This is a genomic window from Pseudomonas sp. DCB_BI (genome assembly GCF_026240995.1).
GTDB lineage: Bacteria > Pseudomonadota > Gammaproteobacteria > Pseudomonadales > Pseudomonadaceae > Aquipseudomonas.
Genome location: NZ_JAPFCG010000001.1, coordinates 339,790 through 352,769, shown reverse-complemented (window position 1 = coordinate 352,769; position 12,980 = coordinate 339,790). Strand labels below are relative to the sequence as shown.

At 62.1% G+C, this 12,980-nt stretch carries 18 protein-coding genes; 11 read left to right on the top strand and 7 right to left on the bottom strand.

Annotated elements, in window-relative coordinates:
* Window positions 1-2: 2 nt before the first annotated feature.
* Window positions 3-1,019 (top strand): ferrochelatase, encoded by a 1,017-nt coding sequence (hemH, locus tag OO258_RS01560; protein WP_266028598.1) that lies wholly within the window; start codon window positions 3-5, stop codon window positions 1,017-1,019.
* A 35-nt stretch (window positions 1,020-1,054) separates the two neighbouring features.
* On the opposite strand, the gene OO258_RS01555 is transcribed toward hemH, so the two are convergent.
* Together OO258_RS01555 and upp are read right to left on the bottom strand one after the other, a co-directional pair.
* Entirely contained in the window at window positions 1,055-2,320 is a 1,266-nt protein-coding gene (locus OO258_RS01555; RefSeq protein ID WP_266028596.1) for a uracil-xanthine permease family protein, read from the bottom strand.
* A 2-nt stretch (window positions 2,321-2,322) separates the two neighbouring features.
* Window positions 2,323-2,961, bottom strand: a complete 639-nt coding sequence (gene upp, locus OO258_RS01550) for a uracil phosphoribosyltransferase (protein WP_003247366.1) — start codon at window positions 2,959-2,961, stop codon at window positions 2,323-2,325.
* Window positions 2,962-3,121: 160 nt separating this feature from the next.
* On the opposite strand from upp, the gene OO258_RS01545 reads away from it, so the two are divergent.
* The 4 genes from OO258_RS01545 (at window position 3,122) to OO258_RS01530 (ending at window position 5,045) form a co-directional block, all read left to right on the top strand.
* A complete protein-coding gene (locus OO258_RS01545) occupies window positions 3,122-3,679 on the top strand; it encodes a hypoxanthine-guanine phosphoribosyltransferase (protein ID WP_016501490.1) in 558 nt (185 codons plus the stop codon).
* A gap of 2 nt (window positions 3,680-3,681) precedes the next feature.
* The gene (locus tag OO258_RS01540; protein WP_266028594.1) at window positions 3,682-4,155 is read left to right on the top strand and encodes a WbuC family cupin fold metalloprotein; all 474 of its coding nucleotides are present in this window, start codon (window positions 3,682-3,684) and stop codon (window positions 4,153-4,155) included.
* A 60-nt stretch (window positions 4,156-4,215) separates the two neighbouring features.
* Window positions 4,216-4,686, top strand: a complete 471-nt coding sequence (locus tag OO258_RS01535) for a hypothetical protein (RefSeq protein WP_266028593.1) — start codon at window positions 4,216-4,218, stop codon at window positions 4,684-4,686.
* A 68-nt stretch (window positions 4,687-4,754) separates the two neighbouring features.
* Window positions 4,755-5,045 (top strand): PA4642 family protein, encoded by a 291-nt coding sequence (locus OO258_RS01530; RefSeq protein ID WP_051095858.1) that lies wholly within the window; start codon window positions 4,755-4,757, stop codon window positions 5,043-5,045.
* Window positions 5,046-5,210: 165 nt separating this feature from the next.
* Here OO258_RS01530 and mqo read toward each other — a convergent pair whose 3' ends face one another.
* A complete protein-coding gene (mqo, locus tag OO258_RS01525) occupies window positions 5,211-6,719 on the bottom strand; it encodes a malate dehydrogenase (quinone) (protein WP_110745500.1) in 1,509 nt (502 codons plus the stop codon).
* 600 nt (window positions 6,720-7,319) lie between these two features.
* On the bottom strand, window positions 7,320-7,553 hold the full coding sequence (locus OO258_RS01520) for a hypothetical protein (protein WP_266028591.1): 234 nt from the start codon (window positions 7,551-7,553) through the stop codon (window positions 7,320-7,322).
* A gap of 145 nt (window positions 7,554-7,698) precedes the next feature.
* Between OO258_RS01520 and OO258_RS01515 the strand changes: the two genes are divergently transcribed.
* Window positions 7,699-8,283: a YajG family lipoprotein gene (locus OO258_RS01515; RefSeq protein ID WP_110745502.1), complete on the top strand. Its 585-nt coding sequence runs from the start codon at window positions 7,699-7,701 to the stop codon at window positions 8,281-8,283.
* 40 nt (window positions 8,284-8,323) lie between these two features.
* Here OO258_RS01515 and OO258_RS01510 read toward each other — a convergent pair whose 3' ends face one another.
* Window positions 8,324-8,530 (bottom strand): hypothetical protein, encoded by a 207-nt coding sequence (locus OO258_RS01510; protein ID WP_266028590.1) that lies wholly within the window; start codon window positions 8,528-8,530, stop codon window positions 8,324-8,326.
* A gap of 160 nt (window positions 8,531-8,690) precedes the next feature.
* Between OO258_RS01510 and OO258_RS01505 the strand changes: the two genes are divergently transcribed.
* Window positions 8,691-8,951 (top strand): hypothetical protein, encoded by a 261-nt coding sequence (locus tag OO258_RS01505; protein WP_110745504.1) that lies wholly within the window; start codon window positions 8,691-8,693, stop codon window positions 8,949-8,951.
* A 33-nt stretch (window positions 8,952-8,984) separates the two neighbouring features.
* On the opposite strand, the gene OO258_RS01500 is transcribed toward OO258_RS01505, so the two are convergent.
* A complete protein-coding gene (locus OO258_RS01500; RefSeq protein ID WP_266028589.1) occupies window positions 8,985-10,154 on the bottom strand; it encodes a 1-acyl-sn-glycerol-3-phosphate acyltransferase in 1,170 nt (389 codons plus the stop codon).
* Window positions 10,155-10,276: 122 nt separating this feature from the next.
* Here OO258_RS01500 and OO258_RS01495 point away from each other — a divergent pair, with 122 nt between their 5' ends.
* The 4 genes from OO258_RS01495 to OO258_RS01480 all read left to right on the top strand — a co-directional run bounded on the left by OO258_RS01495 (window position 10,277) and on the right by OO258_RS01480 (window position 12,299).
* Window positions 10,277-10,459: a CPXCG motif-containing cysteine-rich protein gene (locus OO258_RS01495; RefSeq protein WP_266028588.1), complete on the top strand. Its 183-nt coding sequence runs from the start codon at window positions 10,277-10,279 to the stop codon at window positions 10,457-10,459.
* Complete coding sequence (locus OO258_RS01490; protein ID WP_110745507.1) at window positions 10,459-10,719, top strand: DUF2007 domain-containing protein; 261 nt, start codon at window positions 10,459-10,461, stop codon at window positions 10,717-10,719. Before OO258_RS01495 ends, OO258_RS01490 begins: the two co-directional genes overlap by 1 nt.
* 15 nt (window positions 10,720-10,734) lie before the next feature.
* Entirely contained in the window at window positions 10,735-11,355 is a 621-nt protein-coding gene (locus tag OO258_RS01485; protein ID WP_266028587.1) for an SOS response-associated peptidase, read from the top strand.
* Window positions 11,356-11,480: 125 nt separating this feature from the next.
* Window positions 11,481-12,299 (top strand): M48 family metallopeptidase, encoded by an 819-nt coding sequence (locus tag OO258_RS01480; RefSeq protein ID WP_266028586.1) that lies wholly within the window; start codon window positions 11,481-11,483, stop codon window positions 12,297-12,299.
* 41 nt (window positions 12,300-12,340) lie between these two features.
* On the opposite strand, the gene OO258_RS01475 is transcribed toward OO258_RS01480, so the two are convergent.
* The gene (locus tag OO258_RS01475; protein WP_003247342.1) at window positions 12,341-12,925 is read right to left on the bottom strand and encodes a TMEM165/GDT1 family protein; all 585 of its coding nucleotides are present in this window, start codon (window positions 12,923-12,925) and stop codon (window positions 12,341-12,343) included.
* Between the last annotated feature and the right edge of the window lie 55 nt (window positions 12,926-12,980).

Here is a 12,980-nt window from a genome sequence, read left to right as displayed (position 1 = left end):
GCATGACCGATCATGCCCTGCTGCTGGTCAACCTGGGTTCCCCGGCCTCCACCTCGGTGGCCGATGTACGCCGCTACCTCAACCAGTTCCTCATGGACCCGTACGTGGTCGACCTGCCGTGGCCGTTGCGGCGCTTGCTGGTGTCGCTGATCCTGATCAAGCGCCCAGAGCAGTCGGCACATGCCTACGCTTCGATCTGGTGGGAGGAGGGCTCGCCTCTGGTGGTGCTGACCCGTCGGCTGCAGGCCGCGATGGTCGAGCACTGGCCGCATGGCCCAGTGGAAATTGCCATGCGCTACGGCCAGCCAGCGTTGCCTGATGTGTTGGAGCGGCTGGCCGCCGAAGGTGTGCGCAAGGTGACTTTGGCGCCGCTGTATCCACAGTTCGCCGACAGCACGGTGACCACGGTGGTCGAGCAGGCAAAACAGACAGTCAGCGAGCGCCAGTTGCCGTTGCAGATGCGTGTGCTGCAGCCGTTCTACGAGCACCCGGCGTACATCGAGGCACTGGCTGCCAGTGCCCGGCCGTACCTTGAGACGGGTTACGACCACCTGCTGTTGAGCTTCCATGGTTTGCCGGAACGGCACCTGAAAAAGCTGTTTCCGAAAGGGGTCAAGCACGACCTGCGTGCTGCCGATTGCTGCTACGAAGCGACCGCCGAAGTACGTTCGGTTTGCTATCGCGGGCAATGCCTGGCTACGGCCAAAGCCTTTGCGCAGAGAATGGGCATACCTGATGGCAAGTGGTCGGTATCGTTCCAGTCGCGGCTGGGCCGGGACAAGTGGATCGAACCCTACACCGAGACGCGGTTGGATGAGCTGGCCAAGGCAGGTGTGAAGAAGCTGCTGGTGATGTGCCCGGCGTTTGTGGCGGATTGCATCGAAACGCTGGAAGAGATAGGCATGCGTGGCAGCGAGCAGTTTGTCGAGGCGGGTGGCCGGGAGCTGGTGCTGGTGCCGTGCCTGAATGATCACCCGGAGTGGGTGAGGGTGTTGGCTGATATGTGTGACAAGGCCTGAATCGAAGGGGCCGCCTTGCGGCCCCTTCCGACCGTTTATACATCCAGCTTCTTGTGCTTCCAGCCATCATTGCCCGGCAGAATCAGGTTCAGCGCAATAGCCACAATGGCGCACAGGGCGATGCCCTTCAGGCCCCAGTCATCCGGGCCGTCACCGCTGCCGATCAGCACGCCGCCGATACCGAACACCAATGTCACCGAGACGATCACCAGGTTGCGTGCTTCGGCCAGGTCGATCTTGTGGCGGATCATGGTGTTCATGCCCACCGCTGCGATCGAGCCGAACAGCAGGCACAGAATGCCGCCCATCACCGGCACCGGGATGCTCTGCAGCAGCGCGCCGAACTTACCGATGAACGCCAGGGTAATGGCGAAGACCGCCGCCCAGGTCATGATCTTCGGGTTGTAGTTCTTGGTCAGCATCACCGCGCCGGTCACTTCGGCATAGGTAGTGTTGGGCGGGCCGCCGAACAGGCCGGCTGCAGTAGTCGCCAGGCCGTCCCCCAGCAACGTCCGGTGCAGGCCAGGCTTCTTCAGGTAGTCACGACCGGTCACGCTGCCCACCGCGATCACCCCGCCGATATGCTCGATCGCCGGCGCCAGCGCAACCGGAACGATGAACAGAATGGCCTGCCAGTTGAACGCAGGGGCGGTGAAATTGGGGATTTCCAGCCACGGTGCGGCAGCGATCCTGGCGGTGTCGACCACGCCAAAGGCGAACGACAGGGCAAAGCCCACCAGCACGCCGGAGATGATGGGTACCAGGCGGAAAATGCCCTTGCCGAATACGGCAACGATCAAGGTTGTCAGCAGCGCTGGCATCGAGATCAGCATGGCCGTCTTGTACGGCATCAGCGCTGTACCATCCCCACCTTTGCCCATTGCCATGTTGGCGGCGATAGGCGCCATGGCCAGGCCGATGGAGATGATTACCGGGCCGATCACCACGGGCGGCAGCATGCGGTCGATGAAACCGGTGCCTTTGATTTTTACCATCAGGCCCATGAAGGTGTACACGAAGCCTGCAGCCATCACGCCGCCCATGGTCTCGGCCAGGCCGAACTGGCCCTTGGCGAGGATGATAGGGGTGATGAAGGCAAAGCTCGAAGCCAGGAACACCGGTACCTGACGGCCGGTGACCAGCTGGAACAGCAAGGTGCCGATGCCGGCAGTGAACAGCGCGACGTTCGGGTCCAGGCCGGTGATCAGGGGCATCAGCACCAGCGCGCCGAATGCCACGAAAAGCATCTGCGCGCCCGAAACGACCTGGCGCCAGAGCGGGTCGTTGAAGCCGTCCTGCATGGTCAGGCGTCCTTTTGCTTGGTGCCGAAGATCTTGTCACCGGCATCGCCCAGGCCTGGCACGATGTAGCCGTGCTCGTTCAGGCGCTGGTCGATCGAGGCGGTGTAGATTTTCACGTCCGGGTGGGCTTTTTCCACCACCTCGATGCCTTCTGGCGCGGCGACCAGCACCATGGCGCGAATCTCTTTGCAGCCAGCCTTTTTCAGCAGGTCGATGGTGGCGACCATCGAACCGCCAGTGGCCAGCATCGGGTCGATGATCAGGGCCAGGCGCTGGTTGATGTCTGGCGCGAGCTTTTCCAGGTAGGTGTGGGCTTCCAGGGTTTCTTCGTTGCGGGCAACGCCAACGGCGCTGACCTTGGCACCCGGGATCAGGCTGAGCACGCCATCGAGCATGCCGATGCCGGCGCGCAGGATCGGTACCACAGTGATCTTCTTGCCGGCGATTTTTTCCACCGAGACCTTGCCACACCAGCCGTCGATCTCGTAGGTTTCGAGTGGCAGGTCCTGGGTGGCCTCATAGGTCAGAAGGGCGCCGACTTCCTGGGCGAGTTCGCGAAAATTCTTGGTGCTGATATCGGCACGGCGCATCAGGCCGAGCTTGTGGCGGATCAGCGGATGGCGGATCTCACGAGTGGGCATAGGGGGGCTCCGAAAGGCGGGCAAAAAAACCGCGCTAGATTAATCTATTCAGCCTGTGCTGTCGTCTGGTCATTCTGGACGTTAGTCCATAAATGCTTGATCTGTGACGAGCGGATGCGTACCTTTGCCCGCTTTTCCAAATTGCACCCCGGAGAGCGCCATGTCCGCCGATCTCGAGCATATCCGTCAAGTCATGCGTGAAGCTGACTGCCTGTACACCGAAGCCGAAGTCGAAGCGGCCATCGCCAAGGTCGGCGAGCAGATCTGCAAAGACCTGCACGACAAGAACCCGGTGGTGTTCTGCGTAATGAACGGTGGCCTGATCTTCTCCGGCAAACTGCTGACCCACCTGCAGTTCCCGCTGGAAGCCTCGTACCTGCACGCCACCCGCTACCGCAACCAGACCAGCGGCGGCGAGTTGTTCTGGAAGGCCAAGCCGGAAGTGTCGTTCATCGACCGTGACGTGCTGATCGTCGACGACATCCTCGACGAAGGCCACACCCTCAGCGCCATCATCGAGTTCTGCAAGCATGCCGGCGCGCGCTCGGTGCACACTGCGGTGCTGATCGACAAGGACCACGACCGCAAGGCCAGCCCGGACCTCAAGGCCAACTACGTGGGCCTGCCCTGCGTCGACCGCTACATCTTCGGTTACGGCATGGACTACAAAGGCTACTGGCGCAACGCCAACGGCATCTTCGCCGTGAAGGGGCTGTGATCATGCGCCAGCCTGCGTTCATCGACCAATCGCTGTTCGCCGGGCTGGCCGAAAAGGCTGCTGCCAACCCGCGCGGGCGGCAGCATCACACCTTCCACGAAATGGAAGAGCCGTGCCATCGCATGGCGGTCGGGTTGCAGCCGACGACCTACATCCCGCCGCACCGCCACCTGAGCGCCGACAAGGCAGAGACCTTGCTGGTGCTCAAGGGGCGCTTTGGCCTGCTGATTTTCGATGAGCAGGGCGGGGTCACTGCCAAGCGGGTGCTGCAGGCTGGGGGCGACTGCCTGGGTGTCGACCTGGCGCCGGGTACCTACCATGGCTTGGTGGTGCTGGAGCCCGACAGCATCCTGTTCGAGTGCAAGGCTGGGCCGTACCGGCCGGTAGGCGAGGGCGAGCATGCGCACTGGGCGCCGCGCGAGGGTGAGGCGGGTGTAGCCGAGTACCAGGCCTGGTTGCGCGCGCAGTTCGATTGATGGCGCCGGTACAGCCCAGACACAGCGTGCTAGAGTGCTCCTTCATACAAGGAGCCTCACATGCGTGCGATTCTTCCCCTCCTGTTGGCCTTCAGCCTGCCACTCGCCGCCGCACCCCTGCACAGCCAGTTCCTGCCACCTGACGACCTGTCCCTGCGCCAGGAAGCGCCGACCAGCCAGCAACTGCTGCAAGTGACCGATTACTCGGTGGTAGTCGGGGCCCAGCGCCAGTCCGACCAGCAACCGATCCCGATCACTTCGTCGCTGCAGGTGCGCCTGAAGGGCAAGCCGTTGAGCAAGGGCGCCACCATCGCTCAGGTGCTGCTGACCTTCGACGGTGAAGCCGCCAAGAGCCTGAAGAAGCCGGTGTATGACGAAAAAACCCGCACCTTGAGCCTGAATTACCCGGTGAGCGACTACCGGGTGATCATGGACCTGTTGCGCAACGAAACGCTGTACGTGCAGTTTCTTACGTATGGCAACGGCCATATATGGGCCGACTTGCACACCGGCACCGTACGTACGCGTTGAGGCGCGTAGCCTGCGAGGGGTAAACTGCCGGCCTTCGAAATTCCGTGATGGTCCAGTTGGAGTCGGCAATGCGTAAAGACAAGAAACAGGTAATCGGTGACGAAATCAGCGACGACTACATCAAGTCGTTCCTTCAGTTCGAGCCGGCCGATGGCGTGACCTCGCCGTCGCTGCACAAGCTGGTCAAGGCTTACCGTGGCCTGCGCGTCGATGACTTCGAGCGCTTTGTCGGCTTCTTCGTCGAAGCTGGCCTGGACCTGGATGGCAAGGACGAGCACGGCAAGACCTTCGTCGAGCAGATTGCCGACCAGCGCAATGCGCCGGAGTACATCGAGATCATCGATAACGCCCGCGGCTGATCTTCAACCTGTGCTGGCCCTTTCGCGGGCTCGCCCGCTCCCACAGGGATGAGGGCAGCGCCGAACCTGTGGGAGCGGGCAAGCCCGCGAAGAGGCCCACACAGGTTGATAGATCGCCAGACACAAAAAAACGCCCCGAGGGGCGTTTTTTCGTTAGCGGGCGGTTCAGGCGTAATGCTTGGCCGCCGGGCTGCTTTCTGCCAGGTCCAGCGCCACGTCGTTTTCGGCACTGATCTTGTGGTACAGGGCAGCATCGGTCGCCAGGGTCTTCTCGCGTGCGGGGAAGATTTCCTTGAGCTTGGCAGCCCAGGCACCCTTGGCCTGCTCGGGGAAGCAGCGCTCGATCAGTTCCAGCATGATCGATACGGTTACCGAAGCACCCGGCGATGCGCCGAGCAGTGCCGCCAGGCTGCCGTCCTGTGCCGAGACCAGCTCGGTACCGAACTGCAGCACGCCGCCTTTCTTCGGGTCTTTCTTGATGATCTGGACGCGCTGACCTGCCACTTCCAGGCGCCAGTCTTCAGCCTTGGCCTGTGGATAGAAGCGACGCAGGGCTTCCAGGCGCTGCTCCATCGACTGCATCACTTCGCTGACCAGGTACTTGGTCAGGTCCATGTTGTCGCGGGCCACGGCCAGCATTGGGCCAATGTTGCCCATGCGTACCGACAGCGGCAGGTCCATCAGCGAACCGTGCTTGAGGAACTTGGTAGTGAAACCGGCATATGGGCCGAACAGCAGCGAAGTCTTGCCGTCCACGACGCGGGTGTCCAGGTGCGGTACCGACATCGGCGGGGCGCCGACAGCGGCCTGGCTGTAGACCTTGGCCTGGTGCTGCTTGACGATTTCCGGGTTGTCGCAACGCAGCCACTGGCCGCTGACCGGGAAGCCGCCGAAGCCCTTGCTTTCCGGGATGCCGGACAACTGCAGCAACGGCAGGGCCGCGCCACCGGCGCCGAGAAACACAAAGCGGGCATCCACTTCGCGGCTGCCGCCGCTGTTGACGTCCTTGATGCTCACGGTCCAGCCGCTGCCATTACGGCGCAGGCCAACGACTTTCTTGCTGTACTTGACCTGCGCGTCCGGCGAGTCTCCCAGCAGCTTGAGCAGCTTGTTGGTCAGGGCGCCGAAGTTGACATCGGTACCTTTGGCCACGCGGGTTGCGGCGATATGCTGGTCGGCCGGGCGGCCAGGCATCATCAGCGGCATCCAGTCGTTCATCACGGCCTTGTCTTCGGTGTATTCCATGTCGGCGAAGGCGTGGTGCTGCTTGAGCAGCTCGAAGCGCTTCTTGAGGAAGGAAACACCCTTGTCACCCTCGACGTAGCTCAGGTGCGGGACAGGGTTGATGAACGCACGCGCCGAGCCGAAGTTGCCCTTCTTGCTCAGGTAGGCCCAGAACTGGCGCGAAACCTCGAACTGGGTGTTGATGTGCACGGCCTTCTTGATGTCGATGCTGCCATCGGCGGCCTGCGGTGTGTAGTTCAGCTCGCACAGGCCGGCGTGGCCGGTACCAGCGTTGTTCCAGGGGTTGGAGCTTTCCGCGGCTCCGGAGTCCATTGCCTCGACGACCTCAAGCTTCAGGTTCGGGTCAAGCTCCTTGAGCAGTACGGCCAGGGTGGCACTCATGATGCCCGCGCCTACCAGTACCACATCAACCGATTCGTTCTGCGCCATTTAACGCGTCTCCACAATCTACAGCTACCTAATTGACAGCATAGGACCTGGGTTCGCCAGGGTCGCCATGTCCGACTTTTCGCAGTTCTTTCAACTTCCGCGGACACCGCCAATCAGTCTTCGGGTTCAGGTATTGAACGCCGTTTGCCACAGGTGCGGCAATTCGACTTATGGTCAAGGTGTCGTGCGTGCGTTATGGAACGGTTCAGACACTCATGCGCGATGAGCGTATTTGCCGCCTGTTCAGGGCTGTTCGGGAAACATCTGCCGCTTTTGCACATGCCAGACTGTTCATTTGCTCGCCACACTCTTGTGAAGTTGTGAAAACCGTTTTTTCACGCTCTTTTGGAGACGTGAACCTCAAAAGGGGACTGCGCGATGGCAACCCGCAGGTTCATGCAGTGTGAAGGGCCGGAAAAGCAGGCACGACAGCCGATGCAAGACCTGAGTGGAAGGCTCTCTGTGGGCTAAGCGGTGAAGTTGCCGGGGTCAATCGGCGAATGCGGGGCCCGATCAGGAGACGTCCTTATAATCGGGGGGAGATTATAGCGATGTCGCGGGCAGAAATGTCGCCATTCGTGGTTTTTATTGCAGCGTTTGTCAGGCCGCGAGGATGCGCTGGTGCCAGCGGCGGCTTGCGCGGGCGCAAACCCGGGCGCTGGCGGGCAGTTCGCGGCCCAGCCAGGCCAGCTGAATTTCGCCGATCTGCACCCAGCCGCTGCCGCTGGGTGCCTGGGTGCATTGCTTGAAGGCCAGGCATTTGCCTTGTCCATCGAGGCGGGCGTAAACGTTGTGGCGCGGGCGTTGGAAGAGCAAGGTCCAGAGCGAGGCCATGGCGACGAGTCCTTTGCGTTAGGGCTTGGTGCAAGGATACGGGCGCGGCCATGAAACGATTGTGACAAGCGGTTCGGACCGATGACTGGTCGATATCAGGCTAGGTATACTGTGCCCCTTAGCCGCATTTTCTGGAGAAACGCGCATGTTGCAACGTCTGTTGTTCGGTTTGCTTGCCGTGGCCAGCCTTAGCCTGGTCGGTTGTGCCCACAGCCCGCAACAACTCAACCCGCAACCCACGCTCAAGGCCCAGTTGGCCCCGGTCGGCCACGGCCAGCCGGTGGTGGTCCGGGTGGTTGACGGCCGCCCATCGCAGTCCCTGGGCACCCGCGGTGGCATGTACCCCGAGACCAGCACCATCAGTGTCAGCGGTAACGACATCGTGCCCAAGCTGCAGGCCCAGGCCGAGGCTGCTGTGCGCCTGCTCGGCTTCACCCCGACGCCGAACGCCTACAACGCACCGCAGCTGACCGTGACCCTGGCAGAGCTGAAGTATCAGTCGCCGAAAGACAACCTCTATGTGACCGAGGCCACCATTGGCGCCACGTTCCGTGCAGATGTGAAAAACGGCGGCCGCAGCTACAACGGCCGTTACGGTGCTTCGCTGGACCAGCGTTTCGGGATGGCGCCGAACCAGGACACCAACACCCAGCTGGTTGGCGATGTGCTGAGCGATGCACTGACCCGCTTGTTCAAAGACCCGACCATCGGCCAGGTGCTCGGCCAGTAAGCGTGTTGTTGCCTGTACCGGCCTCTTCGTCGGTACAGGCTCACGCTGCTGCTATGTGGAAATCCAGCAGGCTGAAGCCGGTGCTGGCATCCACCTCCGGCAAATTCTCATGCGCATGCCCGCCCAGCGCACAGTAGACCAGCCACTGACGGTCCTGCACATTGATGGCAAAACCATCGATCAGCGCCTGTTGTTCATCGCTCTGGGCGACGAGGTAGAGGCGGTCCTGGTTTTCGGCGTGCAGCATGAACAAGCTCCGTGTCATGAAAAGGCCGACAGGGTGGCCTGCTCAGATGACGAGCGGATGACAGATGAAATTTAATGACAGTTTGTCGCCAAGGCCGGGCGCCACGGGGCGAGTTGGGTAGAATGCGGACCTTTGCCGTCGCTTTCACCGAGGTTGCGTGATGTCCTTGCAAGTGCTCTGGGGGTTCCTGGCCGCCCATCCTACCAAGCTGATCAACGTACTGGCGCTGCTGCTGACCTGCCCGGGCGGGTTGCTGCTGCACAGCGCGCGGCGGCGCGAGGCCGAAACCCGCGAGAGCCTGGCACTGGAGGAAGGGCTGGTGGATGCGTTCGACCTGCGGGTGCCCAAGTACTTTTATATTCTTGGGTTTGCTTGCCTGGCGATGGCGTTGCTGCTGTCCTGGTTCAGTACCTGGCTCTGAAATTCCGGGGCCGCACAGCAGCCCCGGTATCTGTCAGGCTACCGGTGCCTGCTGCTTGACCTGGTACTGGTTACGCACCGGGGTCGCATACTGCAGCACCAGGTACGGACGCTGCTCTTCAGGGCAGGCATCCAGCCGGCGCTGCCATTCTTCCTTGGCTTTGGCCAGTTCGTCCGCCGGGAACACCTTCTCCGCCCCCGGCACTTGCAGGGCTTCGTCCTTGCCTTCCCACATCGCATAGGCCAGGTAGTGCACCGGGAACAACCGGTAGCCACCCAGAATCTGCCGGTCGATTTCCGCCGCCAGCTGCTTGGTGTCCTCGTAGTACTCGGTCACCGGGGGGGCAAAGTTGATGTGCACCCGCCCCTTGTAGCCGGTAATACCCTTGGCAATGCTGTTGTCGTCCTCGCCCGGTGCCTTCTTGTAGGTGCCGGTGGTGGCGCGGATGTACAGCTCGCGGGCCTTGGCCTGGTCGCATGGGTCGTATTCGTAGCTGATCGACACCGGGGTCAGGTTCAGGCTCTGGATAACTGCCCCGAACGCCTCGTCCTTGCGGCTCATGTGGAACATCTTGAGGATCGCCGAGTCAGTACGATCATCACCGTCCTTGGCCCGGCCTTCAGCCTGGGCAATCCAGATCGAGGTCGCGTCATTGCGGATCGAGTGATTGATGTAGGCCGAGAGCAACTGGTAGGCAGCGAGCTTTTCCCGGCGCCCACTGATCGAGCGGTGCACGATGAAGCTCTTGTTCAGGCGCATCATGTCGCTGACGAACGGCTTTTGCAGCAGGTTGTCACCGATGGCGATGCGTGGGGTGGGCAAGCCTGCGTGGTACACCGCGTAGTTGACGAACGCCGGGTCCATGACGATGTCGCGGTGGTTGGCCAGGAACAGATAGGCGGTACCGGCCTTGAGCTGTTCCACGCCCGAATAAGTGACGCCGTCGGTGGCGCGATCGATGGTCTGGTCGACGTAGTACTCGACTTTGTCCTGCAAGGTCGAAACGCAGGTGACACCGGCGAACTCCTTGCGCAGGCGTCGGGCGATCAGCGGCTTGAGCAACCAGCCGAGAGCTCCGGCCGCGCGCGGGAAGCGAAAGTGGGTGAGGATATCGAGGAATGCCGGGTCGCTGAGCAGGCGTGCCAGAACGGCAGGGACCTCAGCATCGTCGTACGGTCGGATGGCATCGAATTCGCCCATCATGCTCTCTTGTTGGAAACGGCTAGGGTAATAAGGTAGGGGCGGGCTCCGAAAAACGGCTCGGACGCACACAGGCCCTTCAAACAGACCGGCAATTATACGCATAAGTCACCCCGGAGGCCGCGATGCTTGAAATTGCGATCTACGATTGCCCTTATTGTGGCGAAGAAGTCGAAACCACGGTGGACCTGTCCGGCGGCGATCAGGAGTACATCGAGGATTGTCAGGTGTGCTGCAAGCCTATCCGCTTCGTGCTGCAGGTTCATGGCGAGGAATGGATGCTGGATGTTTTTGGCGAGAACGACTGATGCGGCGGATCTACGAACCGGAAAACCTGCTTGAAGCCGAAATGCTTGTGGGCATGCTGGCCAGCGAGGGCATCGACGTGCAATTGATGGGCCGTGACTTGATGGGCGCTGTGGGCGAACTGCCTGTGCAAGGGCTGCTCGGCCTAGCGGTGGCGGATGAGCAGGCCGAGTACGCACGGCAGCTGATCGATGCGTACAATGGTGCCCAGCCACTGGTTGGCGACGAACCGGAGAGTTTCCCCGGTACCTTGATCTGCTAGGTTCTGAATTCGCCCATGTGTGGACGTTACGCCCTGTTTCGCTGGCCCCAGGCCCTTGCCAGTCTGCCGGGCTTTCCCGCAGGCCAGCCGGCCCAATGGAATATTGCGCCCGGGGCTTCGGTGCTGATCCAGCGCCAGCTCGAGGGCCAGCAGCAGTTGGCCAAGGCGCGCTGGGGGCTGACCCCGGCCTGGCTTACCGACCTGTCCCGCACCCCTGCCCATGCCCGTGCCGAAACGTTGGCCGAGCAACCCATGTTCCGCGAGGCGTTTCGCCAGCGCCGTTGCCTGATGCCGGCCAACGGTTTTTACGAGTGGCGGGGTACCGTGCGCAAGCGCCCCTATTGGCTGACGCCGGGGGAGGGCGCCTCGCTGTATTTTGCTGCTGTCTGGGAGGCCTACCCGGTGCAGGACCAGGTATGGCTGAGCTGCGCGGTGGTGACCCAGGCCGCCATGAACCAGCGCCGGCCGCTGATCCTTGACGAAGCCGGGCAGGCGGCCTGGCTCGACCCGGATACGCCGGTTACCCGTTTGCACGAACTGCTGGCCAGCCCGCCGGGCCAACTGCGCGAGCGGGCTTTGGCGACTTTCGTCAATGATCCCAAGCTGGATGCGCCGGAGTGTCTGACCCCGGCCTGAGGTACTGCCTGCCCCGGGCTGTTCGCGGCTGAGGCCAATGCCGGCGACGAAAATCTTCCCTGCGGCTATAGCGGCTACTGGCGACTCGGCCTAGGATACGGCGCATGTAAAAAGGGAGTGTTTTCATGCGTAAGTCTTTTGTCGTCAGCCTTTTGAGTGCTGGCATCCTGCTGGCCGGCTGCCAGGCGGTGAACACCACCAGCGGCGGTGCTGTCGGCGTCGAGCGCCAGCAGTACATGTTCAGCATGCTCTCGACCGATGAGGTCAACCAGATGTACGCCCAGTCGTACCAGCAGACCCTGGGTGAAGCCTCGAGCAAGGGTGTGCTCGACAAGTCCAGCGCCGATGCCAAGCGTGTGCAGGCAATCGCCAATCGCCTGATCGCCCAGGCGCCCAAGTTCCGCCCGGATGCTGCGCAGTGGGACTGGCAAGTCAACGTGATCAAGAGTGATGAGCTGAACGCCAACTGCGGCCCTGGCGGCAAGATCATCGTCTACACCGGCCTGATCGATCAGCTCAAACTCACCGACGCGGAAATTGCCGCCGTAGTGGGCCACGAGATCGCGCATGCCCTGCGTGAACACAGCCGTGAAGCCATGTCCAAGGCGTACGGTGTGGAAATGGCCCGCCAGGGTGCCGGTGCCATCTTCGGCCTCGGCCAGAGCAGCATGGCGATGGCCGACACGGTGGTGAACTACGCCATGACCCTGCCCAACAGCCGGGCCAACGAAAACGAGGCCGACCTGATTGGCCTGGAACTGTCGGCGCGTGCCGGCTACGACCCGAACGCCGCGATCACGCTGTGGAACAAGATGAGCAAGGCCTCCGAAGGGGCGCCGCCCGAGTTCATGAGCACTCACCCGGCGTCCGATAGCCGCATTGCTTCATTGCAGGCGGCGATTCCGAAGGTGATGCCGCTGTATCAGGCTGCGGCCAAGCAGTAATCGCTTGAATCGTGGGGGCGCCAAGCGCCCCCCTTTTCATGTTACCCAATCCAGCCACTGGCCTTCATCGCCGAGTAAACGGCCACGATCGCCAGCACGAAGAACGCCGTGGCCGCCAGGCGGCGAATCAACGTCAATGGCAGCTTGTCGGCCGCGAAGTTACCCGCCAGCACCACCGGCACGTTGGCAATCAGCATGCCGAGGGTGGTACCGATGATGACCATGATCAGGTGCGGGTACTGTGCAGCCAGCATCACCGTGGCGACCTGGGTCTTGTCGCCGATTTCCGCCAGGAAGAATGCGATCAGCGTGGTCAGGAATGGCCCGAAGCGGCGTGCCGGGTTCTCGTCGTCGTCCATCTTGTCCGGCACCAGGGTCCACAGCGCCGTAGCGGTAAAGCTCGCAGCCAGGATCCAGTGCAGTGCCGAATCACTGAAGAAACTGCCGACCCACGCGCCAACGGCACCGGCTGCGGCATGGTTGGCCAGGGTGGCGGCGATGATGCCGGCGATGATCGGCCATGGCTTGCGGAAGCGGGCAGCGAGAATGAGCGCGAGCAGTTGCGTCTTGTCGCCGATTTCGGCGAGAGCAACGATAGCGGTGGGGACCAACAGAGATTCCAGCATCAGGATTCCTACGGGGGCGGGTCGACACGGCTATGACACGTACAGCCTCCCCGCC